22 protein-coding genes are annotated in these 24,201 nt (G+C 44.3%); 16 read left to right on the forward strand and 6 right to left on the reverse strand.

Annotation, left to right across the window (positions count from 1 at the left end):
• Nucleotides 1–42: 42 nt before the first annotated feature.
• Together recO and ychF are read right to left on the reverse strand one after the other, a co-directional pair.
• Nucleotides 43–687, reverse strand: a complete 645-nt coding sequence (recO, locus tag ACZ424_RS01575; RefSeq protein ID WP_464904769.1) for a DNA repair protein RecO — start codon at nucleotides 685–687, stop codon at nucleotides 43–45.
• On the reverse strand, nucleotides 687–1,790 hold the full coding sequence (gene ychF / locus ACZ424_RS01580; protein WP_464904770.1) for a redox-regulated ATPase YchF: 1,104 nt from the start codon (nucleotides 1,788–1,790) through the stop codon (nucleotides 687–689). Before ychF ends, recO begins: the two co-directional genes overlap by 1 nt.
• Nucleotides 1,791–1,927: 137 nt before the next feature.
• Between ychF and ACZ424_RS01585 the strand changes: the two genes are divergently transcribed.
• Genes ACZ424_RS01585 through ACZ424_RS01610 form a run of 6 tightly spaced genes read left to right on the forward strand, consistent with a single transcriptional unit; the run spans nucleotide 1,928 to nucleotide 6,577 of the window.
• Entirely contained in the window at nucleotides 1,928–2,728 is an 801-nt protein-coding gene (locus ACZ424_RS01585) for an HAD-IIA family hydrolase (protein ID WP_464904771.1), read from the forward strand.
• Nucleotides 2,728–3,609 carry a UbiA-like polyprenyltransferase gene (locus ACZ424_RS01590; RefSeq protein WP_464904772.1) on the forward strand — a complete coding sequence of 294 codons (882 nt, stop codon included), beginning with the start codon at nucleotides 2,728–2,730 and terminating at the stop codon, nucleotides 3,607–3,609. The genes ACZ424_RS01585 and ACZ424_RS01590 overlap by 1 nt, the downstream gene beginning before the upstream one ends.
• Nucleotides 3,597–4,208, forward strand: a complete 612-nt coding sequence (locus ACZ424_RS01595) for a MarC family protein (protein WP_464904773.1) — start codon at nucleotides 3,597–3,599, stop codon at nucleotides 4,206–4,208. Before ACZ424_RS01590 ends, ACZ424_RS01595 begins: the two co-directional genes overlap by 13 nt.
• A gap of 3 nt (nucleotides 4,209–4,211) precedes the next feature.
• The gene (dtd, locus tag ACZ424_RS01600; protein ID WP_464904774.1) at nucleotides 4,212–4,658 is read left to right on the forward strand and encodes a D-aminoacyl-tRNA deacylase; all 447 of its coding nucleotides are present in this window, start codon (nucleotides 4,212–4,214) and stop codon (nucleotides 4,656–4,658) included.
• A 1-nt stretch (nucleotide 4,659) separates the two neighbouring features.
• Nucleotides 4,660–5,823, forward strand: coding sequence for a mechanosensitive ion channel family protein (locus ACZ424_RS01605; protein WP_464904775.1), 1,164 nt, complete (start codon nucleotides 4,660–4,662; stop codon nucleotides 5,821–5,823).
• Nucleotides 5,789–6,577, forward strand: a complete 789-nt coding sequence (locus ACZ424_RS01610) for a 6-carboxyhexanoate--CoA ligase (RefSeq protein ID WP_464904776.1) — start codon at nucleotides 5,789–5,791, stop codon at nucleotides 6,575–6,577. The genes ACZ424_RS01605 and ACZ424_RS01610 overlap by 35 nt, the downstream gene beginning before the upstream one ends.
• Here ACZ424_RS01610 and ACZ424_RS01615 read toward each other — a convergent pair.
• From ACZ424_RS01615 to mnmE, 3 genes are read right to left on the reverse strand one after another with little or no spacing between them, the layout of a single operon-like run.
• Nucleotides 6,535–6,915 (reverse strand): bactofilin family protein, encoded by a 381-nt coding sequence (locus ACZ424_RS01615; RefSeq protein WP_464904777.1) that lies wholly within the window; start codon nucleotides 6,913–6,915, stop codon nucleotides 6,535–6,537. The genes ACZ424_RS01610 and ACZ424_RS01615 overlap by 43 nt on opposite strands.
• Nucleotides 6,875–7,795, reverse strand: a complete 921-nt coding sequence (locus tag ACZ424_RS01620) for a peptidoglycan DD-metalloendopeptidase family protein (RefSeq protein ID WP_464904778.1) — start codon at nucleotides 7,793–7,795, stop codon at nucleotides 6,875–6,877. The genes ACZ424_RS01615 and ACZ424_RS01620 overlap by 41 nt, the downstream gene beginning before the upstream one ends.
• 4 nt (nucleotides 7,796–7,799) lie before the next feature.
• Nucleotides 7,800–9,200: a tRNA uridine-5-carboxymethylaminomethyl(34) synthesis GTPase MnmE gene (mnmE, locus tag ACZ424_RS01625; RefSeq protein ID WP_464904779.1), complete on the reverse strand. Its 1,401-nt coding sequence runs from the start codon at nucleotides 9,198–9,200 to the stop codon at nucleotides 7,800–7,802.
• 61 nt (nucleotides 9,201–9,261) lie between these two features.
• On the opposite strand from mnmE, the gene glmS reads away from it, so the two are divergent.
• From glmS to ACZ424_RS01675, 10 genes are all read left to right on the forward strand, one after another.
• Nucleotides 9,262–11,091 (forward strand): glutamine--fructose-6-phosphate transaminase (isomerizing), encoded by a 1,830-nt coding sequence (glmS, locus tag ACZ424_RS01630; protein ID WP_464904780.1) that lies wholly within the window; start codon nucleotides 9,262–9,264, stop codon nucleotides 11,089–11,091.
• A gap of 10 nt (nucleotides 11,092–11,101) precedes the next feature.
• Complete coding sequence (gene purU / locus ACZ424_RS01635) at nucleotides 11,102–11,953, forward strand: formyltetrahydrofolate deformylase (protein WP_464904781.1); 852 nt, start codon at nucleotides 11,102–11,104, stop codon at nucleotides 11,951–11,953.
• Between the two features lie 223 nt (nucleotides 11,954–12,176).
• A complete protein-coding gene (locus tag ACZ424_RS01640; protein WP_464904782.1) occupies nucleotides 12,177–12,737 on the forward strand; it encodes a TetR/AcrR family transcriptional regulator in 561 nt (186 codons plus the stop codon).
• Nucleotides 12,734–13,999 carry an HlyD family secretion protein gene (locus tag ACZ424_RS01645; RefSeq protein ID WP_464904783.1) on the forward strand — a complete coding sequence of 422 codons (1,266 nt, stop codon included), beginning with the start codon at nucleotides 12,734–12,736 and terminating at the stop codon, nucleotides 13,997–13,999. Before ACZ424_RS01640 ends, ACZ424_RS01645 begins: the two co-directional genes overlap by 4 nt.
• A complete protein-coding gene (locus tag ACZ424_RS01650) occupies nucleotides 13,996–15,573 on the forward strand; it encodes a DHA2 family efflux MFS transporter permease subunit (RefSeq protein WP_464904784.1) in 1,578 nt (525 codons plus the stop codon). The genes ACZ424_RS01645 and ACZ424_RS01650 overlap by 4 nt, the downstream gene beginning before the upstream one ends.
• On the forward strand, nucleotides 15,509–16,798 hold the full coding sequence (locus tag ACZ424_RS01655) for a TolC family protein (protein WP_464904785.1): 1,290 nt from the start codon (nucleotides 15,509–15,511) through the stop codon (nucleotides 16,796–16,798). Before ACZ424_RS01650 ends, ACZ424_RS01655 begins: the two co-directional genes overlap by 65 nt.
• Complete coding sequence (locus ACZ424_RS01660; RefSeq protein WP_464904786.1) at nucleotides 16,795–17,967, forward strand: HlyD family secretion protein; 1,173 nt, start codon at nucleotides 16,795–16,797, stop codon at nucleotides 17,965–17,967. The genes ACZ424_RS01655 and ACZ424_RS01660 overlap by 4 nt, the downstream gene beginning before the upstream one ends.
• On the forward strand, nucleotides 17,964–19,820 hold the full coding sequence (locus tag ACZ424_RS01665; protein WP_464904787.1) for an ATP-binding cassette domain-containing protein: 1,857 nt from the start codon (nucleotides 17,964–17,966) through the stop codon (nucleotides 19,818–19,820). Before ACZ424_RS01660 ends, ACZ424_RS01665 begins: the two co-directional genes overlap by 4 nt.
• A complete protein-coding gene (locus ACZ424_RS01670; protein WP_464904788.1) occupies nucleotides 19,813–20,928 on the forward strand; it encodes an ABC transporter permease in 1,116 nt (371 codons plus the stop codon). Before ACZ424_RS01665 ends, ACZ424_RS01670 begins: the two co-directional genes overlap by 8 nt.
• On the forward strand, nucleotides 20,925–22,010 hold the full coding sequence (locus ACZ424_RS01675) for an ABC transporter permease (protein ID WP_464904789.1): 1,086 nt from the start codon (nucleotides 20,925–20,927) through the stop codon (nucleotides 22,008–22,010). The genes ACZ424_RS01670 and ACZ424_RS01675 overlap by 4 nt, the downstream gene beginning before the upstream one ends.
• Here ACZ424_RS01675 and ligA read toward each other — a convergent pair.
• Nucleotides 22,007–24,178 (reverse strand): NAD-dependent DNA ligase LigA, encoded by a 2,172-nt coding sequence (ligA, locus tag ACZ424_RS01680; protein WP_464904790.1) that lies wholly within the window; start codon nucleotides 24,176–24,178, stop codon nucleotides 22,007–22,009. The genes ACZ424_RS01675 and ligA overlap by 4 nt on opposite strands.
• Nucleotides 24,179–24,201 lie beyond the last annotated feature (23 nt).

Genomic DNA, 24,201 nt, shown 5'->3' on the forward strand with positions numbered 1-24,201 from the left:
TTTAATTGGCTTTTGAGAATCTATTTAAAAAATATATCAAAATTATCTTTCTGTTCTGAACCTCAGGTGTTTTTCAGCTGACGTTTCTATTAGGCTTAACCACTTGAACTTGTTTTTCTTCAGTTTTTCAAGAGGTTCTTTCGTTAACCTGTAGGCCTCCTCGGATACTTGTCTTTTCCAGTTTAGGTCTTCTTCCAACTTACACTTTTTACAGACAACGCCTCCCTTTTCAACTGAAAAGCCAACGATTTTACGGGAACCGCACTCAACACACTTAAAGAGCCTTGGCATAAGTCCTTCAAGGAACAGGAACTTCAGCAAGAAGGCGGTATATGTAGGGGGAGCTCCCCTTTCCCCTATATACATCTTAACCAGCTGATAGACTTTTCTGTCCGGGGGTAACTGTAGCGGAAGCAGAAGCCTTGAGATTTTAGACCTGTAGAGGAGTTCTTCTCTGTTTTTTGGGAAGTTATCTTTAATCAGCTTACTCTCTAAAACTTCCCAGTTCTCTCCCTTCTGCTTCAGTTTAAAGAGCGTTACCGAGAACGGTTCATACTTTAGCGGGAACTCTTTAGACTGGATTTTTACCAGTAAGTCCAACTTTCCGAGCCTCTCCGTGTAGACAGAGAGGTACCTCAGCCTGTCTCCTAAATCTCTGCTCTTGAGAACTACCCCTTCAGTCTCCATCAAACGTTAAACCTAAAGTGGATTATGTCTCCGTCCTGAACCTCGTAGTCTTTTCCCTCAAGTCTCATTAGTCCTTTCTCTTTACAGGCCTGAATGGAACCTTCCCTTATCAGGTCTTCATACTTAATGACCTCTGCCCTGATGAATCCCCTCTCTATGTCGGAGTGTATCTTTCCGGCAGCTTGAGGGGCTTTTGTCCCTTTTCTTATTGTCCAGGCCTTTACTTCTGGCTCACCTGCAGTAAAGAAGGTTACTAAGTCAAGGAGCTTATACCCTTCCCTGATTACTGCGTTAAGTCCCGGCTCTTTTAACCCTAACTCCCTTAAGAACTCCTCTTTTTCTTCTTTTGGGAGCTCGCTGAGTTCAGCTTCAACCTTTGCACAAATCTTGACGACGGGAGCTCCCTCTTCCTTCGCATACTCCCTGACCTGCTTTACAAACGCGTTATCCTCAAACAGCCCTTCTTCATCTACGTTTGCCACATACATTACAGGTTTTGCAGTTAGCAGCTGGAGCTCCCTGATTACCCTTTTCTCCTCGTCTCCCAAGTCCTTTAAAAACGGGTGAAGTCTCTTTCCTTCCTCCAATATTCCTTTAATTCTCTCAAGGGCTTCGGCTTCTGCTTTTAGTTTTTTGTCTCCGCTCTTTGCCTGTTTTGTTACCTTCTGGAGCCTCTTCTCAACGCTCTCTAAGTCCTTCATAACAAGTTCTAAGTTGATCGTTTCAATGTCCCTTATAGGGTCAACGGAACCGTCTACGTGAACAACGTTTTTGTCCTGAAAACACCTTACAACGTGGGCAATCGCATCAACTCCCCTTATGTTGGCAAGGAACTGGTTGCCCAATCCCTCTCCTTTACTTGCTCCCCTCACCAAACCTGCAATGTCAACAAACTCAATCGTTGTTGGAGTTATCTTTTTTGGTTTTACAATTTCGGCTATCCTGTAGAGCCTTTCGTCCGGAACTTCAACGACTCCGACGTTTGGTTCAATTGTGCAGAACGGGTAGTTTGCAGCCTCTGCCTTCATCGTGTTTGTCAGCGCGTTAAAGAGCGTTGATTTCCCGACGTTTGGAAGCCCTACGATTCCGCAGTTAAATCCCATCTTTTCTCCTCTCTCTTTTAAATTTCGGAACTTGAAATTTAAGCACTTCAGTATACTTAAACCACAGCCGAGAAGTAGCTTAAAACTGTTACTTGATATAATCGCCGCCGTAGTATCTTCACAGTTGGAGGAGAGAGATGGTAGGCTTCCTTCTTGACCTTGAAGGAACTCTTGTTAAGGATAAGACCTATACGCCTTTCCCTGAGGCTTTAGATTTTACCCGTTACTTAGAGGAGAGAGGAATTCCCTGGATAGTTGCAACCAACAATTCAACGGAAAAACCTAACGACCTTATTAAGATACTGAAAGAGAAGGGATTTAACGTTAACAGGAACAACCTCCTTTCACCTTCGCTCCTTGCAGGTGAGTTTTTAAAGAGGAGGGGTGTTAAGAGCATCTACTTTTTAGGAACTGATAAGGTTAAAGAGTTCTTCCGTGAAGAGGGATTTGACGTTAGGGAAGACCATAAGGTAGATGCCGTTGTTGTCGGAAGGGACAGGGAGATAACCTACGGAAAGCTGAAAGTTGCCACTTCTGCCCTCGTTTTAGAGGGAGCAGAACTCTTCTCTTTCCACAGGAACAGGATTATCCTTGACCCAGACGGACTTGTAGGTCCCAGCGTTGGGGCGATTGCCGAAGCTCTCTCTTACGCTTCGAACAAACCTGTCATTTCTTTCGGAAAACCATCTCAAGAATACTTTAACAGGGCTTTTGAGCTGATAGGGATTTCTGAGCCTGAGAAGGTTTACATGGTTAGCGACGATCCGTTTACAGACCTTGCCGAGGGCAAAAAAGTGGCCGGTTTTAAAACTGTTTTCGTTCTCAGCGGAAAGTATAGAGACGTCTCTGTTTTAGAGAGTATTGACCCTCAGTTCAGGCCGGACTATGTCTTTAAACACATCGGAGAGTGCCTTCAGCTTTTAGAGGAGAGACCTTAATGGTTTTTTTGGAGCGTTTAAAGACCTACATGGAGCTTATAAAGGTTGAGCACACGGTCTTTGCCCTTCCCTTTGCCCTCACGGCAGCTCTAATGGCAGCAAACGGCTTTCCTTCACTTTACCAAATTTTTTGGATAACCGTTGCCCTCTTTGGTGCCAGAACGGCCGCAATGAGTTTAAACAGAGCTATAGACGCAGAGATTGATGCTAAGAACCCGAGAACGGCGAATAGACACATTCCTAGAGGTATGGTTAAGCGTTCAGAGGCTTTTCTCCTCGCTTTTTTAGGCTTCGGAATTATGGTCTTTGCCGCCTATAAGCTCAACAGGTTGGCGTTAGAACTCTCTCCCATCGCCATAATCGTTCTTACTATCTACTCTTTTACAAAACGGTTTACTGCACTGTGCCACCTTGTTTTGGGAGTTGCTGTTGCCCTTGCACCTTTAGGGGCATGGGTGGCTGTAAGGGGAACGGTTGACATTCCAGCCCTCATACTTACAGTTTCGGTTGCCCTTTGGGTTGCCGGTTTTGACGTTATCTACGCACTTCAAGACCTTGAATTTGATAAGAGGGAGGGGCTTTACTCTATACCGGCAAAGCTAGGTGATAAGAGAGCTCTCCTTCTTTCCCGTATCTTTCACGTTATAACTCTTCTGGGTCTTATAATCGTAGGTGTTCTTGAACATATGAGCTTCTTCTACTATTTGGGTCTTCTGATTTCCACTGTTTTTATGGTAAAGGAGCACATCCTGGTCTCTAAGGACAGGTCAAAAATTGGGTATGCCTTCTTTAACCTGAACGGCTATATTTCTCTAACGGTTTTTCTCTTTACGCTGCTGGACTATATTTTTAAATTTTGGAGAGGAAAATGTCTCTTTTAAAGTTTGTCCTCTCTCTGATTGTAATTTTAGACCCGATTTTTGCGGCCATAATGGTTGCAGGTCTTGTTGGATCTGTGAGAGAGATAAAAAGAGTTGCCTTTAAGTCTTCGCTTACGGTTTTTATAGCCTCTTTAGTTACGGTTTTCTCTGGAGATGCTCTTTTAAAACTCATGGGGGTAAACATATTCAGTATAAAAATCTTTGGTGGTCTTATACTCCTTCACATGGCGTTTCAGATGCTTCAGGCAAGAGCTCCCAAAACTAAACACACGGAAGAGGAGAGTTCTGCTGCGGCCGAAAAAGAAGATATTTCAATAGTTCCTATCGGTATTCCCGTCCTTTTCGGTCCCGGAGCTTTTACTACCCTTCTCATCTTTAGGGAAGAGGTAAGAAGCGTTGCTCAGTTTGGGGAGCTCCTTATAGCTATTCTTATTTCCCTAATAGTGGTTTATCTTACGCTGTCCCAATCTTCCTTTTTTGCAAGAAGGTTAGGAACTACCGGAATTAATGTTACGGTTCGTATATTCGGTCTTTTTGTCGGAGCTTTAGGCTCACAGTTTATCGTTGACGGCGTAAAACACCTTTGGTTTCAGGGGTGAAGTATGAAAGTCTGCGTCCAGAGAGTTCTTTCGGGTAAAGTTGTAGTCTCCGGAGAGACGGTTGCAGAGATAGGTAAAGGTCTTGTCGTTCTAATCGGTTTTGAGAAAGGAGACCTGAAATCTTACGTTGAGAAGATGGCAAAGAAGGTGGTAGAGCTCAGGATATTTGAAGATTCTTCCGGAAAGATGAACCTTTCACTAAAAGATGTAGGAGGGGAGCTCTTGGTAGTTTCCAACTTTACCTTAGCTGCAGACTGTAGAAAGGGGCGTCGTCCCAGCTTTCAGTCTTCAGAGGAACCTTCAAAGGCTGAAGAGATGTTTAACCTTTTTGTTGAAAAGTGTAGAGAGGAAGGGATTCCCGTTCAAACGGGGGTGTTCGGTGCAGACATGAAAGTTCACATCGTTAACGATGGCCCCGTGACTTTTATTCTAACGAAGGAGGAACTTTAAAATGGCTAATCACTTAGAAAACGCCTTACTTACACTTAAGCAGAACTTTGTTCATACCATATCAACAGCTTTTCCTTGGATGAAAGTTGAGTATACTCTTGCACTTTTCTTCTTTATTTTGGCCTTTCTTTCTCTATGGAGTAAGCGACTTATAAAAGCTTTAATTCTGAAGGTTACCCTTTTTGATAAAAAGATAACAAAGGCTGAAAAAATAATGATAAGCCTTTCGTCTTGGATATCCTACTTCCTTTTTCTCCTTTTCTTGAACCTTTCTATTGTTCAATTAAGTCTGCCTGTGAAAATAATGAAGATTTTAAATACGCTGTTTTTCGTTCTTTACGTTTTTATAGCTACATTTATCTCTATAAGAGTAACAGATTTATTACTTGAAAAGTTTTCAGAGAGGGTAAAAAAGAAAGTATCCTTAAGAGAAGTTCCTTTGATAGATACTTACTACTCTATGATTTCAAAAATTGTTAACGTTTTTATCGTTTTTATTGCTCTAATTGCCGTTTTAGACAGATTGGGCTTTAACGTTACCTCTTTGGTTACCTCTTTGGGCGTTGGCTCCTTAGCTGTAGGTCTTGCTGCCCAAGATACAATTAAAAACTTCATTTCGGGAATAATGCTTGTAACGGATAGACAGTTCAGAATAGGTGACAGAGTTTACCTAAAAGATATTGATGTTGAGGGTTACGTTTACGACATAGGTTTAAGAACGACAAGGATTCTTACGATTTCTGGGAACAACCTGATAACGGTTCCAAACTCTAAGCTGACCGAAGGAGTTATTGAAAACGCCCTCTACCCAGACCCAAGAGTTAAGGATTTTGTTGAGGTGGGAGTTTCATACGGCTCAAACGTTGAGAAGGTTAAGGAGCTCCTTTTAAAGGCTACGGAGGGAATAGAAGGCATCCTTGATGATCCTTCTCCTTCTGTCTACTTTACGAGCTTTGGAGATAGCGCTCTTGTCTTTAAGCTCATCTACTACGTAGAGAGGAAGGATATCGCCTTCGGTATAAAGTCTCTCCTCCACGAAAGAATTAACAGACTCTTTAGGGAGAACGGTATTGAGATTCCGTTTCCACAGAACGACCTTTGGTTTAGAAATCCACTGAGGGTGGAGTTAAATGGCTCTCTTCAGCGTAAAGATGAGGAGCTCTAAAGAGGGGCTCCACATATCCGGAGCAGAGAGGATAGTCCCTGAAGAGAAATTGGATGAGGTTGTTCTCTCACTTCTCAAACGGGCTAAAAACCACTCCAGAGGTAAGCCCGACTTTATCTCTATTAAACTTGAAGAGCTGAAAAAGGAGCCTCTCTACCTTCAAGCCATTCCCGTCTACGAAGTAAGGGGAAGCAGTTCTGGTGAAACTTTACTTGAGAAGCTTTTTTCCTTGTCTGCCGTTCCCGTAGATATTGGCCTGAGCTTTTACAACCTACTTCTTACAGGTATTTCACCGTCTAAAGGTGTTATGAGGGGAGCTGCCGTCGTTGAAATTCCTTCTGGGAAGAGGCTTGAACCCGACAGGGAGAGGGGAGTCCGAGTTTCGTTTATTGACATTACAGACGAGGCTGCCCAGAAGCTAAAAGAACTTGCAGGGGATAGGTATACAGAGAACCTGAAGGAAGCCCTTACCCTATCAACGAAGGTTTTAAACTACCGAGACGTTTTGGCGGAGCTCTGCATCTCCGACGATCCCGACTACACGACCGGTTACTTGTCTATTAAAGGATTGGGTTACTTTAGGCTGTTTAACTTAAAACCTTCCGGCCTTCCTTTAGGTGGAAGGGTATTTTTCGTTAGAGAGGGTGTAGATTTAAACAATCTTGTATTCTATCTTGAGAGAAAACCGGTTATTGTCTCTTATGTTTCCAGTTATTCAGTTATTTCTTTTGAAGAGTTAGAAGAGCTTAAGTAGCTTCCGCTTGTAACTTTTCCGTCTACGGAAGCTCCCGGTTCTACAGAGAGCTCCCTCACAGATATGTCTCCCTTAACTTTTGCAGAGCTTTTAAGATCTAACTTTTCAGCGTCTATGTTTCCCTCAACAGTTCCCATGATAACGAGACTCTTTGCCTTTATGTTTCCCTTTACAACCGCCGACTTACCAAATATTATGTAGTCTCCGTTTACGTCTCCCTCAATAGTTCCGTCAATCCTTATCTTCCCCTCGGAGATAACGTTCCCTTCAATCTTTAAACCATCAGATAGTATACTCTTAACCTCTGTGGTTTCTTCCTCTTTTTTCTTCTTTAACATTCTTTAGAGCCTCCAGGAATATTTTGGGGTTTTCTATTTTACCCCTGAACTTTACTGCGTAGTGAAGGTGGGGACCTGTGCTCCTTCCTGTGCTTCCCATTAAGCCGATTATCTCTCCCCTTTTTACCTTTTCACCTTTGTGGACTAAGATTTTGGATAGGTGACCGTAGTAGGTCTCTATTCCGTTTCCGTGGTCAATTTCAACACACCTTCCCATTAACCCACAGTAACCTGCCCTTATAACTTTTCCGTCTGCCGGCGTTCTTATCGGCGTTCCCCACCTGTTTGCTATGTCAACTCCTAAGTGAAACTCAGCCCTTCCTGTAATCGGGTTTATCCTAAGACCGAACGGAGAGGTTATCCTTCCGTAAGTCGGGTAGCCTATTGGAACAGTTTTAAATTCCTTTATCATCCTGTCAACCTGAGGTATGAGAGAGCTTAAATCTAAGTCAACATCGTCTTCTGTTAATATTTTTGAGAGTGGAACGGCAGTTCCTCCTTTACCTTCAGATGTGTCAACCTTTAACCCGACCTTTTTCATGAGGGAGTTTATTATCTCTAACCTCTTTGCAAGCTCCTCAACAGTTTCCCTTTTCTCCTGTTTCAGCTGCGCCACTGTCTCTTTCAGCTCTTCGTTCTCTTTCTTAGTCTGGGAGAGCTCCAACTCCAAACGGGATATCTCGTCCCTTAAGTTCCCTTCAGACTGGGAGAGCTCTAACAGTTTAGACGCAGCGTAGATGGAGAAAATGGAAAGAAATACAAGGAATACGCCAAATAGCGTTCCTACAGTTACTATAACTTTCTTTGAAACGGTGAACCTTTCGTAGTTGGCAAGGTCGTCCTTTACTACTATCAGCTGTATCCTGTCGCTTTTCTCCATTTTACTACTTCCCTATACAAAATCGGGAAAAAATAATATCATACATATCCTCCGTTGTTACCTCTCCGACTATTTCTCCTAAAGCTTTCAACGCCTCTTCTATATCCATGGAGAGAAATTCGGGAGACTCTATACCCGACTCAAGGGTTTCAATAGATCTCTCTAAACTTTTCTTGGCTTTCTCAAGGAGCTCCCTGTGCCTTTCAGACGTAATAACGACCTCTTCTCCACCAATAACTGTTTCAGGCTCAAGCATTACAAGGTCAGTTATGAGCTCGGCAAGTCTTTCTATTCCCTCTCCCGTTTTGGCGCTTATCTCAACGCACCGTTTAAACCCGAAATCTACTGCATCTATACATCTAAACTTTAACCCTAAGTCCTTCTTGTTTATAACAAGTATCACTTTCTCTCTGTTCTCTACTTGTGTGAGTATTTCTTTGTCATCTTCTGTAAAGCCTTCAGAGCCATCAACTATGAAAAGAATAACGTCTGCCTCTTTAAGCTTTTTCAGGCTTCTCTCAATTCCAATCCTCTCTACTCTGTCCTCTGCTTCCCTTATACCTGCCGTATCAATGAGCCTTAAGGGAAGCCCTCTAAAGGTTACGCTCTCCTCTATTACGTCTCTCGTCGTTCCTGGAATTTCTGTAACTATTGCCCTCTCCTCCTGAAGAAGTGCGTTAAGGAGTGAGGATTTCCCTACGTTTGGTCTTCCTACAATTGCTACCTTTATTCCCTCCTTTATTAGTTTCCCTTCTCTGTAGGTTTTAAGGAGTTTCTCAATTCTCTCTACGGCTTCTAAAAGCCTCTCTTTTACCTTTCCGCTTTCAATTATTTCTACCTCTTCTTCCGGGAAGTCTACCGCTGCCTCTACGTAAGCTCTCGTTTCAAGAATAAAATCCCTTATCTCTCTAATTTTTTGAGAGAGAGCTCCTTCAAGCTGCCTCAGAGCCACTTTTGCAGAGAGTTCACTCTTTGCCTCAATGAGTTCATTTATCGCTTCCGCCTGTGTTAGGTCGATTTTGCCGTTTAAAAATGCCCTCATTGTGAACTCTCCCGGCTCTGCAAGTCGGGCTCCCCTGTTTAAAACTTCCCTTAAAATCTTCCTAACGACTACTATTCCGCCGTGGCTGTGGATCTCAACGACGTCCTCTCCTGTGAAACTCTTCGGGCTTTTCATGTAAACGGCTAAAACTTCGTCTATCGGTTCTTCAAACCTGTCAACAACAATTCCGTAGTGCATCTTTCTGTCTTCAAAGTGCTCTTTCTGTTTACCGGACTTGGTTCTAAAAGTCTCTTTGAGAATTCTCAGAGCCTCTTTTCCTGAAATTCTCACTATCCCTATTGCTCCTTTGCCTATGGGAGTTCCTATTGCTGCGATTGTATCCTCACAGAGTAAGTCTCTCATCCTCTTTCCTCCGGTTGGTATACTTCAAAAATAAAACTTAGCCAATTCAGGGGGAGTTCTGATGTGTGGAATCGTAGGTTATATTGGAAAGGATAACGCAAAAGACGTGATTATTGATGGATTAAAGAGGCTTGAGTACAGGGGCTATGACTCTGCAGGTATTGCCCTTTTGGTTGACGATGAAATTTTTACATACAAAAAACAGGGGAAGATCAGGAACATAGAGATAGAGCTCCGCCGAATCCCCGTCTACTCAAACGTTGGAATCGGTCATACCCGTTGGGCAACCCATGGAAAGCCAGATGACATTAACGCCCACCCTCACCTTGACTGCACAAAGAAAATAGCCTTGGTTCACAACGGAATAGTTGAAAACTATGCAGAGCTCCGAAAGTTCCTTATAGAAAGGGGGCATACTTTTCTCTCTCAAACAGACACAGAGGTTATCGTTCACCTGATTGAAGAAGAGTTAAAGACTTTTCCGGATTTTTTTACCGCTTTCCTTAATGCTCTAAGGAAACTTCAAGGTTCATACGCCATAGCTGTTATAACACTCCACCAGCCCGATACGATCTTCGTTGCGAGGAAAGACAGCCCCTTGGTTATTGGCTTGGGAGAGGGTGAGAACTTCGTCGCTTCAGACGTTCCCGCTTTTCTCCCTTACACAAACAGAGTCGTATTCCTCAAAGACTTTGAAGTTGCAATGGTTACTTCATCTCAGGTTTCCGTTTTTGACATCAACGGTGAGAAGGTGGAGAAAAAGGAGATAACGATTCCTTGGTCTCTCTCTCAGGCGGAGAAAGCAGGCTACAAACACTTTATGCTTAAAGAGATAAACGAACAGCCGAGGGCTGTTGCCGACACGATAAGCGGTAATATGAGCTGGTTCAGAGGTGAAACCGAACTTGAAGGTATAAACCCAAACTCCTTTAGCAGGATTCAGATCGTTGCCTGTGGAACTTCTTACCACGCAGGGCTAATAACCAAGTTTTACCTTGAGAACTTTGCAAAAATCCCTACTGAAGTTGACTACGCTTCTGAATACCGATACAGAGACCCGATAGTTGACGAGAATACCCTTGTTATCTCAATAACCCAGTCTGGGGAGACCGCCGATACTTTAGCTGCTATGAGGCTTGCAAAAGAGAAGGGAGCAAAACTTCTAACGGTCTGTAACGTTATCGGCTCAACGGCAACGAGAGAGGCCGATACAGTTATCTACACCTACGCAGGCCCCGAGATTAGCGTTGCTTCAACGAAGGCTTTTACCACTCAGCTTACAGCCCTTTTCCTGTTTACACTTTACCTTTCACGGGAGAGGGGAGTTCTTTCCTCTGAAGAGGTAGACAGGTTCCTGAAAGAGCTGCTGGAACTCCCATCAAAATTAGAAACCTTCTTGAACCTTGAGAGAGAGAAGGAACTTGTAAAGAAAACGGCACTTGAGTTCTACAAAGCCCAAGATGCCCTATACCTTGGAAGGCACGTTAACTACCCTATAGCCCTTGAAGGAGCTCTAAAGCTTAAAGAGATCTCCTACATCCATGCAGAAGGATATCCTGCAGGTGAAATGAAACACGGTCCCATTGCCCTCATTGATGAGAAGGTTCCAGTAATAGTTGTTGCAACAAAAGGAAAAGTTTTGGATAAAGTTATCTCAAACATAGAAGAGGTAAAGGCCAGAAAAGGAAAGGTAATTGCCGTAACCAACCCGTCTGTTAAAAAAGTTGGTGAACTTGCCGAATTTTTAATAGAGGTACCAGAGGTTAACGAGTATCTGTCTCCTATTGTTAACGTTGTTCCACTTCAGCTTTTTGCTTATTATATCGCAGACTTTTTGGGATACGACGTTGACCAGCCCAGAAACCTTGCAAAGAGCGTTACTGTAGAGTAGGAGGGACTGTATGGAGACGGCTACTCTTTTAATTTCCTGTCCTGACAAGAGAGGAATACTTGCAGAGGTTACCGGTTTTATAGCCAAGAACAACGGAAACATAATTCACGCCGACCAGCACATAGATTCTCAAAACTCTACCTTTTTCATGAGAATTGAGTGGGAACTTGACGGTTTTAAGCTTCTGAAATCCCAAATAGAGGAGTCTTTTAGACCTATAGCAGAAAAGTTCAGTATGGACTACCAGCTTCACTTTAGTTCACAAGTTCAGAACGTTGCCATTTTCGTTTCCCGTTACGACCACTGTCTCTATGACCTTCTCTACAGATTTAAAGCCGGGGAGTTCCGGGGGAATATAAAACTGGTAATCAGCAACCATCTGGATTTGAAACCCGTTGTTGATATGTTTGGAGTTCCCTTCTACCACTTTCCAAAAACGAAAGAGAATAAACTCTCAGTTGAGGAGAAAGAGATTGAGCTCTTAGAGAGGGAGGAGATTGACCTTATCGTTCTTGCCCGTTACATGCAGATACTCAGCGACAAGTTCGTTAACCGGTTTAGGAACAGGATAATCAACATTCATCACTCGTTCCTTCCGGCCTTTGTCGGAGCGAAGCCTTACCACAGGGCTTACGAAAGGGGGGTAAAGATAATTGGGGCTACCAGCCACTACGTTACGGAGGAGCTTGACCAGGGACCCATAATAGAGCAGGATGTTGTTAGAGTGAGTCACAGAGACAGCGTTGAGGACATGATAAGGAAGGGGAGGGACCTTGAGAAAATTGTTCTCTCAAGGGCGGTAAGGTGGCACTTGGAGAACAAAATCCTGATTTATAATAATAAAACTGTTATTTTTGAGTAATTGTTTATTAAAGTTTAACTATCAGTTAAATCTGTTGTCGGTTTTTTGAGGCTCAACCTTTCGGAGTGGTATGACAGGTATACAGCTAAACTCTCTGAAGTAATTGAGAGGGGAATATTCAGGACTTAGCGTTTTTTATTTTTCCCTATTGAATTCTTGAATCCCAGTTTTAGGAGATGTATACTTAGTAATGTAAGTAATTACTTACATTACTGGAGGTTGCTTGACTACGAGGGAGAAAATCCTTGAGGCAGCCTACAGCTGTTTCTCCCGTAAGGGCTATCTTGGAACGACCACACGGGAGATCTCCCAAGCTGCCGGCGTTTCAGAGGTTACACTTTTTAGACTGTTTGGAAGTAAGAAGGAGCTCTTCCGGGAAGTTTTGATCAACTACTCAATAATTCCCGACATCAGGGAAATTTCCATTCCCAAAGGTTCAAAAGAGGACCTTCTAACCGATATCGGTCTTAAACTCTACTTTTCCTTAAGGGAGAAGAAGGAGTTTCTAAAAATTCTCCTCTCAGAAGTTACGGGTCTAACCGATGAGGTAGAGGAGGTCTACTTCCGGTTCGTTGAAACCCTTGAGGAGCTCCTTCAGAACGTCCTCTCTTCCGTTCTGACCCTTTCTGAAGAGGAGATTAAAACGAAAGTAAAGGTTTTCAGGTCTGCCCTCTTCGGATTTTTCGTTTCTGAAGAGGTGTTTCAGGGGAAGGAGCTCCCCCGTGAAGACGTAGTCCGTTTTGTTAAATTCCTTTCTACCGCTGTTTCAGGAGGGAGAACTTGAAACGGTTTATCACTCTCTTAGGTGCCTTTGCCATTCTCCTCATTACGGTTTGGTTTCTCTACTTCGTCTACCAGCGATACGTTTATATCGTAACAGACAACGCTTTCCAGAAAGCAGACATCGTCAACGTTTCAACAGAGGACGTCTCTGGCTACATCGTTAAACTCTACAAACGGGAGTTTCAAGAGGTTAAAAAGGGGGAACCCCTCTTTAAGGTTGACGACTCTACACTTAAAAAGGAGCTTTCTTCACTGAAACATCAGATTTCCTCTCTAACTGAAACGAAAGAGGAGATGGAGGTAAAGCTCTCCCGTTTGGAAAAACAGATTCCAGCCAGCGTGAGATCAATGGAGCTCCAGCTTAAAGCTGCCCAGGATGAGGTTTCAGCTTTAAAATCACAGCTTAAACAGGCGGAGGTCCTCTATAGAACTTCCGTTTCAAAAGCTAAAGCCTCTTTAAAGGCTGCTAAGTCAAACCTTTCTGCGGCAAAAGTGAACTTGGAAAGGATGGAGAATAGGTTTAAAAGGTATAAAAACCTCTACAGAAGAAGGGTTATCTCGCTCCAGCAGTTTGAGGACGTTAAGTCTGCCTACTACTTTGCAAAGGCCCAGTATGAGGGAACTCTCTCAAACTACTCTGCTGCCAAAGAGAACCTAAAAGAAGCGAAATCTTTGAAACTTAAAGTTTTGGCCTTGAAAGAAAAACTCTCAGCTTCTGAAAAGCGGATTCAGGAGTTAAAAGAAAAGTTAACTTCCGAAAAGGAAAACCTGAAGAGGATTGAGGAGCTCCGCTACTCAATAGGGAGTCTCTCTGAGAGGATAAAGTCCCTTAAAGAAAAAGAAAAGAAACTTGAAATCTTGCTTTCACACACCCTCGTTTCCTCTCCTATTTTCGGTTTCGTCGCAAAGAGGTGGCATCAGGTAGGCGACTTTGTCTCTCCCGGGCTTGCAGTTTATTCGATCTACGACCCTAAAACCTTCTATGTCCTTGCCTGGGTAGATGAGGACAAGGTTTCCTTCGTTAAGGTAGGGGTTCCTGCCGAGGTTGAGCTTGACGTCTGTGGAAAAACTTTTAAGGGAGAGGTTTTTGAAGTTGGAAGGTCTGCCGGTTCAGTCTTTGCTCTCATCCCTCGTGATACATCACAGGGAGAGTACACGAAAGTTACACAGAGGGTTCCAGTAAAGATAAAGCTCTCTGGCGTTCCCTTAAGCTGCATAAAACCGGGAACTAACGCTTTTGTGAAGATAAGGAAAGAGAGATGAACGGGAGGGCTTTCTTTCTTGGAGTTCTCATTGTTGCCGGAATGTTTATGACCCTCCTTGATACGACAATTGTTGACATTGCACTTCCCCACATGATGAGCGCCTTTGACGCCGAACCTGACGACATCCAGTGGGTAATAATCTCCTACATGGTTGCCTCTGCCGTTGCAATGCCTACCGTCGGGTGGCTGGGAGGGAAGATAGGCCACAGGAATACCTACATACTCGGAATTTCCCTCTTTACCCTTATGAGTGCACTCTGCGGCCTTGCAACCAGTTTGGACATGATGGTTGTTTCAAGGATCTTTCAGGGAATAGGTGAGGGAGTTGCCGTTCCTATGACTATGACTCTTCTCTTTGAGCTCTTTCCCCCTGAGAAGAGAGGGGTTGCAATGGGAATGTTTGCCCTCGGAGCGACTTTCGGCCCCTCTTTGGGTCCAACACTCGGGGGGTACATAACGGAGCATTTAAACTGGCGCTGGATCTTCTACGTAAACCTCCTTCCCGGAATTTTGGTCGTTTACCTTTTAACAATCTTTATGGAAGACGACAGGGAGCTCCACAAAGACGATAAACCTCTTGATTTTTTAGGACTTATACTCCTTGCACTTTCCCTCGTCTCCCTAATAATTGTCCTTTCAAAAGGGAACAACTGGGGCTGGAGTAACTTTAAGTCGGTTTTCCTCTTCTACACTTCTGCTGTTTCCTTTGTTCTCTTTGTTATATGGGAGTTCCACACCCAGCATCCACTCTTAAACCTAAGCCTCTTTAAATACCCCTTCTTCCGATACCCTGTTCTCTCACTAACCGTTTTTGGTATGGGAGTTTACGCCTCCTATTTCCTCCTTCCTCTCTATCTTGAAAAGCTGAGGGAGTTTCCTACGATAACTGCCGGAGAGATCCTCTTCTGGCCCTCTATGGGAACGGGATTTTTCAGTATGGTTGCCGGAGTCCTCATAGATAGAAAGGTTCTAACGAAAAAGGCCTCAATAATTGTTGGAACAACCATATTTATCGTTGGAACTTATCTTCAGGCTAAGCTTAACCTTGACATGACTAAACTTCAGATAGTTGCATACCTCATGCCCTGGGGAATTGGGATGGGGTTCTTCTTCCCTGCCCTCTCTCAGGTCTCTCTTGGAAGTTTTAGGGGAGAGCTCCTTCGTCAGGCTTCGTCTATTCAGAACCTCTTGCGGCTCGTTGGAGGAAGCGTAGGAACTGCAATCTCAACTTACATTCTCCTCTCTTCCCAGCAAGTCCACTTTGTCCGTTTAACTGAGAAGGTTTCTTCCTCCTCTCCACAGGTAGCCGAATTTCTAAACAGGGCTTCAAACTTCTTCCACTACTTCCGATCGGAGCTCCCCTCTAACGCCCAGGCCACTACAAAGGCCTTACTTGCCAACCTGTTCTCAAAACATGCCTTCTGGCACTCATTTGGAGACGCCTTCTTCTTTGCAACTGTCTGCGGTATTTTCACTCTAATTCCTGCACTTTTACTGGAGGAAAGATATGAGAGCTCTGATTTTTCTCTTTCTGATACTCCTCCCGCTAGACCTGAAGGCGGGAGAGCTTGAGGATTTAGTCTCTTTGGCCTTAAAGAACTCTAAGGAGATCCAGAAGGCAAAGTCCGAATACAGGATCTCAGACCTCCTCTACAGAGAGGCGGTTTCTTCCTATTTTCCAACTGTTAACCTCTTCTACACGAAAACGAACCTTTCAGAGGTTCCGACCTACTCTTTCTCACTTCCCGGAGCTCCCCCTGCAACCTTTTCTCTCTTTAACGACAGCTACTACCAGTTCGGAGTCAAGCTGAACCAGCCTCTCTTTACCGGAGGCCAGATAACCTACTCAGTCAGGATGAGGAACAAGCAGAAAGAGGCAACCTACTACCTCTTTAAAGAGACAGTAAACAAGGTTATTCTGACCGTTAAGGAGGACTACTTTGACCTTTTGAAGGCAAAAGCCTCTGTAGAAACTGCTAAAACCTACCTAAGGGCCGCTAAGAGCCACTATAGAGACGTTAAGGCCTTCTTTGACGAGGGAATTGTTCCCAGGAGAGACCTTCTTGAGGCTGAAGTGAAATTGAGGGACGCAGAGGAAAAATTAACTTACGCTAAATCCCTCTACACAGTTGCCCTTGAGAAGTTGAAAACAGACGTTGGATTCCCGGAGCTCTCCTTCTCCCCTGAGGAAACTTTAAAGTTTGAGCCTGTGAACTTTAGTTTAGAAGAGCTCCTTAAAACTGCCTTTGAGAGCCGACCGATCCTTAAATACGCAGAAATGTTGAAAAAAGCCTCAAACGAAGGGGTGAGGCTTTCTGCTTCTGCATTCTCTCCAAAGGCCTTCCTCTCAATCGGCTACCAGAAAACCGACCAGTATCCGGGGGAAATCTACTCCTCAACTGCCGTCTCCTTTACTGTTAACTTCCCTCTCTTTGAGGGGGGTAAAAGGTTCTTCCAGCTTGAGAGAGCAAGGGAGGAGAGACACAAGGCTGAAGTTTCACTGAAAGAGCTTAAAGACAAGGTGAGGCTTCAGGTTGTTTCTGCCTATACTAAACTCCAGTCTGCCGCTTCAAGGGTAAAAACCGCCCAGTCACAGGTTAAAGAGGCTAAGGAGCTCCTTAGAGACTCAAAGGAGCGTTACAGGGAGCACGTTGGAACTTCAACTGAGGTGGTTGACGCGATTGCATACCTCTACGATGCCGAGAGAGCTCTAAACTCAGCTCTTGCAGACTACAATTCAGCCCTTGCTTACCTTGAGTTTGCAGTAGGAAGGCCACTTTTAAGGAGTGGAAAATGAGGCTTTTATGCCTGATTCTCCCGTTTTTCCTCTTTATTTCTGGCTGTTTTAAACAGAGTGAGGAGAACTCCATCTACATAAACGGAAGGATTGAGGGAGACCAGTACGACGTTGGAACGAAGTACGGCGGGAAAGTTGCTGTAGTTTTCCACGATGAGGGGGACGATGTAAAGAAGGGTGAAATCCTTGCAAGAATTGACTCCTCTGAAATCAACGCAGAGCTAAAGAGGGCAGAGGCTGCCTACAGGGCGTCTCTCTCTGCACTGAAGGCGAAAGAGGCGGAACTTTCCTACTATAGAGAAAAGCTTTCTTCCTTAAGAGCAAAACTTTCAGAGCTTAGAAAGTCTGTTGAGATTGAAATCGGAACATCTAAGGATAGACTGAAGTCTGCAGACTCTCAGCTCCTCTCAGCAAAGGCAAACTATGAGAAGGCAAAGGCAGCCTTTGAGAAGGCTGAGAAGGACTACAAAAGGTATAAGAACCTCTACATCCGAAGAGTCATATCTGAGAGTAATTTTGACCAGGTTAAGCTGGTCTACGAAACTGCTAAAGCAGACCTAAAGGCTGCCAAGGAGCTTCTTAACTCCTTAGAGGCGAACCTCTCTGCTGCAAAAAAAGGAGTGGAGCTCTCAAAGAACCGCCGAAAAGAGGTCGTCTCCCTTGAGAGGGAAGTTAAAGCTTTAAAGGAGACCGTTAAGGCAAAAGAGCAGGAGGTTTCAGCCTACAGGGAGAAAACGAAAGCCTCAAGAGCTTTAGTTGAGAAGGTAAAAGCAGTTCTAAAAAACCTTGAAATAACCTCCCCCATAGACGGAACAATTACGGAAAAGTTGATTGAGCCGGGTGAGGTTGTAGCTCGCGGGCAGAGGCTCTTTACTCTCTACAACCTTAACAACCTCTACTTTGAGGGCTACGTTCCCGAGACAAAAGTCGGGCTCATCCGCTTGGGGCAAAAGGGCTACATCACTGTTGATTCCTATCCAAACAGGAAGTTTCCGGTAGTAGTAACGTTTATCTCCTCTAAGGCCGAGTTCACTCCAAAAGAGGTTCAGACAAAGGAGGAGAGAGTTAAGGAGGTTTTCAAGATTAAGCTGAAACTCCTTGATAACCCGAACCACGTTCTAAAGCCCGGAATGCCGGCAGACTGTTACGTTCCAATCGGTAGAAAATGAGAGTAGTTGAGTGTGAAAACCTAAGAATTACCTACAGAAAGGGTAAAGCCGTTGCCGTTGACGGCCTCTCTTTCTCTGTAAAAGAGAGGGACATCTTTGTTTTTATAGGACCAGACGGTGCCGGTAAGTCCTCAACCTTTAAGGCAGTTAGCGGCGTCCTCTCTTACGACTCGGGGAAACTGCTGACCTTTGGAGTTGACCCAAACGACGAAAGATCCTTTGAGCCGGTAAAGGAGAAACTCTCCTTTATGCCTCAAGGTTTGGGACAGAACCTCTACAAAAAGCTTTCAGTTGAGGAGAACGTTGACTTTTTCGCAGATCTCTACGGCGTTGAGGGGGAAGAGAAGGAGAAAAGGAAAGATCTCCTCCTTAAAACCACGGGCCTCTGGGAGTTCAGGAACAGACCTGCAGGAAAGCTTTCCGGCGGAATGATGCAGAAGCTCTCACTTTGCTGCATTCTTATTCACAAGCCAGAGCTCCTTGTCTTAGACGAACCAACAACCGGAGTTGATCCTGTTTCAAGGAGGGAGATATGGAGACTTCTATACTCCTTTAACAGAGAAGGTCAAACTGTTCTCATCTCAACTTCATACATGGACGAGGCCGAGAGGGGGACGGAGCTCCTTCTTATGAAGAGGGGAAAGTCTGTCGTTCAGGGAAACTACGATGAGGTTGTAAATACAGAGTCAAAGGTTTTCCTTATAACCTCGGAAAACTTAGACGGGGTTTACGAGGAGCTCTGGAGGATAACAAATACCCCGAGGCTCAAAGGGAACAAGATAAGAGTCGTTATCGGCAGTGAGAAACTTTCAGAGTTTAGAGAACTCCAGAAGAAACTGAATTTTTCTTCAGAGGAGACAGAACCCAACTTAGAGGATGTTTTCGTTGAGAAGGTTGGACTTAGGAGGGTAAAACTTCCTGAAGTTTTCAAGCCGAACTTCCCCTTTCCGGAAAGCGCTGTAGTGGTTGAAAAAGTCGTTAAGAAGTTTGGAAGTTTTACTGCCGTAAACAACGTCTCTTTTACTGTTAAAAGGGGAGAAATATTTGGCCTTTTAGGGCCAAACGGAGCCGGGAAAACCACTTTGATAAAGACAATTTTAGGCCTCTACAGGCCAACTTCCGGGAAAATTTTGGTTGCAGGTAAGCCAGTAGGAAAAGAGGTTAAGAAAATTATCGGCTATACCTCTCAGAAGTTCTCCCTCTACGAAGACCTGACAGTTATTGAGAACCTTGTCTACTGGGGAAACGTTTACGGTGTTCCTCCCTCTAAGGTTAAAGCCATAGTCTCAGAGGTTTCTTCAGCCTTTGAGTTAGAGGAATTCTTAAACAGACTGGTTTCGGAGCTCCCTTTAGGAATAAAACAGAGAGTCGCACTCCTTTCTGCTCTTCTCCACTCCCCTCCAATTCTCTTTTTAGACGAGCCTACATCCGGCGTTGACCCTGTTGAGAGGGACGTTTTCTGGCAGGTGATAAGGGAGCTCTCTAAAAAGTTCGGAGTAACGGTTCTTGTAACGACACACTACATGGATGAGGCCGAATACTGCGACAGGATTCTCCTAATGAACAGGGGAGTTGCGGTAGCCCTTGGCTCCCCTGAAAATCTCAAGAGGGAGCTTTCAGAGGTTTTGGGAGCTCCTTACCTCATCTATACCGATTTCCCCTTTGAAACCGAAGAGAAACTGAAAAATTTGGGGTTTAAAACCTCCCTCTTTGGAAGGAAGGTGAAGGTCTTCTCAAAGACTCCTCTAACGGAGAGCTACCTAAAAAACTTGGGAGTTTCCTTTAAACTGATAAAGCCTTCTTCTGTTACTATGGAAGACGTTTTCGTCTTTAAGGTGTTGGGGGATGTTTAAGCTAAGAAGGATTCTTTCAATCGTTAAGAAGGAACTTAAGGAGCTCCTTCGCGATAAGGTTTCGTTTATTACAGTCCTTGCCGTTCCCCTCAGTATGATGTTAGTTTTCGGGTACGGTTTAAAGCTTGAGATAAAACACGTTCCAATCGGCGTTTTAGACTACGACAAGTCTTACCTTTCAAGGGAGCTCGTCTCAAAACTTACATCTAACGGTGAATATTTTACGGTTAAACGCTACTTCTCCTCCCGGAAACAGCTTGACAGAGCTCTGACCTTCGGAGATGTGAGGGGAGCTCTAATCTTTCCTTTCAACTTTGAGAAAGACTTTAAGAGAGGGCGCGCTAAGTTTCAGCTCTTGGTTGACGGAACGTTTCCGTACAGGGCTGAGGTAATAAAGAGCTACGTCAATGCAGTTGTCTCTTTAGAGAACCTCCAGTTGGCTAAAAGAGAAGGTTACTCTATTCCGGTTTTGGTTAAGCCCCGCTACTGGTTCAACGAGTCTTTAAACCAGGACTACATCGTTGCAGTGGGAACTTTAGCTGTTGTTCTCTCAATATCCCCTGCGGTGTTTTCAGCTCTTTTAATCGTAAAGGAAAAGGAGTCTGGCTCTATCTACAACATTTATGTTTCTTCAGTCCGAAAGCTTGAATACCTGTTGGGTAAACTCCTTGCCGGGTTTACGGTTTCAACGTTTAACTTTTCTATTCTTCTTCTCATTCTCCTTTTCCTCTTTAAAGTTCCCTTGAAGGGGAGCTTTTTAGTCCTTCTGGCATCTTCACTCCTTTTCATTGCTGTTTCTACGGCTTTCGGTCTTTTACTGTCTGTCTTCTTTAGATCTCAAGCTGCAGCCTTTATCGGAACAGTTATACTGACTGTAGTTCCTTCTGTTCTCTACACAGGATACTTGACTCCCGTTTCCTCTATGGGAAAGGGAGCTCTCCTAACTGCACACTTAATTCCAACCTTCTACTACATGAGGCTCTTAAAGTCCATTTTCTTTAAAGCCTCTTCCTTAAAACTCCTCCTTCCAGACCTTCTGATCCTAACCTGTTTCTTCTTTCTCCTTTTCGGGCTTAACTACCTACTCTTTAAAAAGAGGGAGAGATGAACTTCTTCGTTCTCCTTTACAAAGAGATTGTTCAGTTTCTGAGGAACAGGGGCCTTTTCCTCTTTGCAGTTTACGCCTTCACTTTAGACATCTACCTTGCCGCTACCGGGGTTGACCTTACGCTGAAGAACGCCTCTTTCTATGCTCAAGACTTTGACCTTTCCCATACCTCAAGGGAGCTCCTTTTAAAGTTCCACAGGCCATTCTTCAACTTCAAAGGCTACCTCCTATTAGATAAAGATTTGGAGAGGGTTTTGCTAAACGATGAGGCCATAGGAGTAATCAGGATTCCCTTTAACTTTGAGAAAGACCTTAAGAAGGGGAACAGAACAGAGGTGGGAATACTCGTAAACGGAGCCGAAGTTTCCTCAAGTTACCTCTTTTCCGCTTACGCCACTCAAATAATATATAACTTCCTAACCGGAAAGTTCTTTAAACCGCCTATTGAGGTAGTTCCAAGGGTCTACTTTAACCAGAACTGCTCTAGTAAGCTCTTTATGGCCTACTCGGAGCTCCTTACTGTCATTACCCTATTCCTGCTGCTCCTTCCGGCCTCTGCCGTTGTTTTGGAGAAGGAGAGGGGGAACATAGAGATGTTGCTCGTCTCTCCCGTTTCAAACATCGTCTTTATGGTTGCAAAGTCTGTCTCTATGGGTTTGATAGTTCTCCTATTTACAGCCTTCGCCCTTTTCTCTACAGTTGAAAGGGTTGTTGAAGTTCCCTTTAGGGGAAGTGAGGTTGACTTTTTGCTCTTAACTCTCCTCTACGTCTTTACAGCTTCTGGCCTTTCCATGTTTATTGCATCCCTCTCTGAGAACATGCTCCAGGTTTCGCAAATTACAATTCTTGTTCTCATTCCAATTCTCTACCTCTCGGGAAACTGGACTCCAATAGAGGCGATGCCGAAACTCCTCCAGTGGCTTTCGGTTCTCTCTCCCCTTAAATACTACATAGACGGAGCTCTCGCTATTGCAATAAAAGGAGTTCATCTAAAAAACCTGATTCCCGACGTTGTTGCCCTTACCCTTCAGGGGGGAACTCTCTTTACCTTAGGCAACTATTTTATGGTTAGGAAGATTTAAATTATCCCTTTCTCCTCTAGAATCTTTCTTACTTCAGGGTTATCCTTTGCAAACTCTTTCAGCATCTCTATGAACTCTTCTTCGTTAATCATCTTTATTCCTAACTTCTGAGCCCTGTTAAACTTTGAGCCGGGATTCTTTCCTACAACTACAAAGCTGGTCTTCCTCGTTACTGAGTTTGTCGGGTTTCCTCCAAGGAGCTCCACTATGTGCTGAGCCTCTTTCCTCGTGAAGTGGTCAAGTTCCCCCGTAAATACAACATTCTGGCCGGCTAAAGGTTTGGGGAGCTCTTGCTCTTTCTCCTCTTCTTCTGTTCTCTCAAACCTAAATCCTGCTTCCTCAAGCCTCTTTATCATTTCAAGGTTCTGTTCAGCCTTAAAGAAGTTCTTTATGCTGGTTGCCGTTATCGGTCCAATTCCCGGAATTGATGCAAGCTCCGTAAATTCTGCGTTCATAAGCTCTTCAATGTTTCTAAACCTTTTTGCAAGGAGCTGTGCAGTCTTCTCTCCAACGTGTCTGATTCCAAGTGCCGTTAACTTCTTCCAGAAGGGAGCTCCCTTAGAATTCTCAATCTGGTTTAAAAGGTTTTCCGCCTTCTTAACGCCCCATCCGGGCAGTTTTATCAGGTCTTTCTTGTTGAGGTAGTAAAGGTCTGCAATGGACTTTACCAGTTCCTTCTTCATCAGCTGGTTTACAGTTGCCTCTCCAAGTCCCTTTATGTCTAAAACCTTTCCCCAATAGATTAGGTGTTCCTTTAACTGCGCCGGGCAGTTGATGTTTGGACACCTCGGAACTGCCTCGTCAAGCTCCTTAACTATGGGAGCTCCGCAAACAGGGCAGTGGGTAGGAACTTCTATCGGCTTCTCCTCTCCCGTTCTCCTCTCAACTACAGGGCCGACAATGTAGGGAATCGTCTCTCCAGCCCTTTCAACGATTACGTAGTCCCCTATCCTAATATCTTTCATCCTTATAAAATCGGGGTTAAACAGCGTAGCTCTTGAGACTATTACTCCTCCTACTTCAACAGGTTCAAGGATTGCAACGGGGGTGAGAGCTCCCGTCCTTCCAACCTGCCACACGACGTCAACAAGCTTTGTAACTGCCTGTTTTGCTGGGAACTTGTAGGCAACTGCCCACCTTGGGTGGTGCATCGTCTCCCCTAACTTCTCCCAGGCACAGGTATCGTTAACCTTTACAACCATTCCGTCTGCCTCAAAGTCCCAGCTCTCCCTCTCTTCCTGAGCCTTTAAGACCGTTTCAATAACCTCGTCTATGTTCTTGCAGACCTTCTGAATGTGTGGAGTTTTAAATCCGCAGTTTAAAAGGAGCTCCAGTGCCTCTTTCTGAGTTCTAATGTCTTTACACAGTTTTTTTGGTTCAGAGTAGAGTATCTGGTAGACGTAGCAGTCAAGCCTTCTATTTGCAACCTCTGCAGGGTTCTTTAGCCTAATTGTTCCGGCTGCTGCGTTCCTTGGGTTTGCAAAGAGGGGAAGCCCCTGCTTTTCCCTCTCTTCGTTGAGCTTTCTGAATACGCTCTTTGGCATTATTACTTCGCCCCTGATTGATATGAGGTCAATTCCGTGTTTTGAAAAGGGAGCTCTCAGAGGAATTGACTTTATCGTCTTAACATTCATAGTTATGTCTTCACCGTAAACTCCATCTCCCCTCGTGGCTCCCCTTACCAGTAGGTCATTTTTGTAAACAAGTTCTACGCTTGCTCCGTCAAACTTAGGCTCAACTATGTACTCAACCTCGTCTGTTCCAAGGAGTTCCTTAACCTTCCTGTCCCACTCCCTCAAATCCTCTGCAGAGTATGTATTTTCAAGGGATGTCATCTCTGCGTAGTGTTTAACCTTCTTAAACTCTCCCGTAAATGCTGGAGATATCCTCTGTGTCGGAGAATCTGGAGTGATTATCTCAGGATGCGCCCTCTCAAGGGCTTCAAGAGCGTGGAAGAGCTTGTCATACTGATAGTCTGAAATTACAGGGTTTGCCTGAACGAAGTATTTGTAGTCGTGGTATCTGATAACTCTCCTTAACTTTTCTGCTAACTCTTCAGCTTCTTCCTTTGTAAGCTTTTTCCAGTCTTTCTCTGTTTTCTCTTCAATAAACTTCAAAAGCTCATCCGTCAGTTTTTGGAGCTCTCTCTCTTCTGCCTTCGTATACATCTCTCCCTCCACTCTTTAAGAGC

The sequence above is a fragment of the Thermovibrio ruber genome (assembly GCF_055380895.1).

What these genes read in the sequence shown, in the direction of transcription:
- recO (WP_464904769.1), bottom strand. Translation starts at nt 687, where the DNA reads ATGGAGACTGAAGGGGTAGTTCTCAAGAGCAGAGATTTAGGAGACAGG.
- ychF (WP_464904770.1), bottom strand. Translation starts at nt 1,790, where the DNA reads ATGGGATTTAACTGCGGAATCGTAGGGCTTCCAAACGTCGGGAAATCA.
- ACZ424_RS01585 (WP_464904771.1), top strand. Translation starts at nt 1,928, where the DNA reads ATGGTAGGCTTCCTTCTTGACCTTGAAGGAACTCTTGTTAAGGATAAG.
- ACZ424_RS01590 (WP_464904772.1), top strand. Translation starts at nt 2,728, where the DNA reads ATGGTTTTTTTGGAGCGTTTAAAGACCTACATGGAGCTTATAAAGGTT.
- ACZ424_RS01595 (WP_464904773.1), top strand. Translation starts at nt 3,597, where the DNA reads ATGTCTCTTTTAAAGTTTGTCCTCTCTCTGATTGTAATTTTAGACCCG.
- dtd (WP_464904774.1), top strand. Translation starts at nt 4,212, where the DNA reads ATGAAAGTCTGCGTCCAGAGAGTTCTTTCGGGTAAAGTTGTAGTCTCC.
- ACZ424_RS01605 (WP_464904775.1), top strand. Translation starts at nt 4,660, where the DNA reads ATGGCTAATCACTTAGAAAACGCCTTACTTACACTTAAGCAGAACTTT.
- ACZ424_RS01610 (WP_464904776.1), top strand. Translation starts at nt 5,789, where the DNA reads ATGGCTCTCTTCAGCGTAAAGATGAGGAGCTCTAAAGAGGGGCTCCAC.
- ACZ424_RS01615 (WP_464904777.1), bottom strand. Translation starts at nt 6,915, where the DNA reads ATGTTAAAGAAGAAAAAAGAGGAAGAAACCACAGAGGTTAAGAGTATA.
- ACZ424_RS01620 (WP_464904778.1), bottom strand. Translation starts at nt 7,795, where the DNA reads ATGGAGAAAAGCGACAGGATACAGCTGATAGTAGTAAAGGACGACCTT.
- mnmE (WP_464904779.1), bottom strand. Translation starts at nt 9,200, where the DNA reads ATGAGAGACTTACTCTGTGAGGATACAATCGCAGCAATAGGAACTCCC.
- glmS (WP_464904780.1), top strand. Translation starts at nt 9,262, where the DNA reads ATGTGTGGAATCGTAGGTTATATTGGAAAGGATAACGCAAAAGACGTG.
- purU (WP_464904781.1), top strand. Translation starts at nt 11,102, where the DNA reads ATGGAGACGGCTACTCTTTTAATTTCCTGTCCTGACAAGAGAGGAATA.
- ACZ424_RS01650 (WP_464904784.1), top strand. Translation starts at nt 13,996, where the DNA reads ATGAACGGGAGGGCTTTCTTTCTTGGAGTTCTCATTGTTGCCGGAATG.
- ACZ424_RS01655 (WP_464904785.1), top strand. Translation starts at nt 15,509, where the DNA reads ATGAGAGCTCTGATTTTTCTCTTTCTGATACTCCTCCCGCTAGACCTG.
- ACZ424_RS01660 (WP_464904786.1), top strand. Translation starts at nt 16,795, where the DNA reads ATGAGGCTTTTATGCCTGATTCTCCCGTTTTTCCTCTTTATTTCTGGC.
- ACZ424_RS01665 (WP_464904787.1), top strand. Translation starts at nt 17,964, where the DNA reads ATGAGAGTAGTTGAGTGTGAAAACCTAAGAATTACCTACAGAAAGGGT.
- ACZ424_RS01670 (WP_464904788.1), top strand. Translation starts at nt 19,813, where the DNA reads ATGTTTAAGCTAAGAAGGATTCTTTCAATCGTTAAGAAGGAACTTAAG.
- ACZ424_RS01675 (WP_464904789.1), top strand. Translation starts at nt 20,925, where the DNA reads ATGAACTTCTTCGTTCTCCTTTACAAAGAGATTGTTCAGTTTCTGAGG.
- ligA (WP_464904790.1), bottom strand. Translation starts at nt 24,178, where the DNA reads ATGTATACGAAGGCAGAAGAGAGAGAGCTCCAAAAACTGACGGATGAG.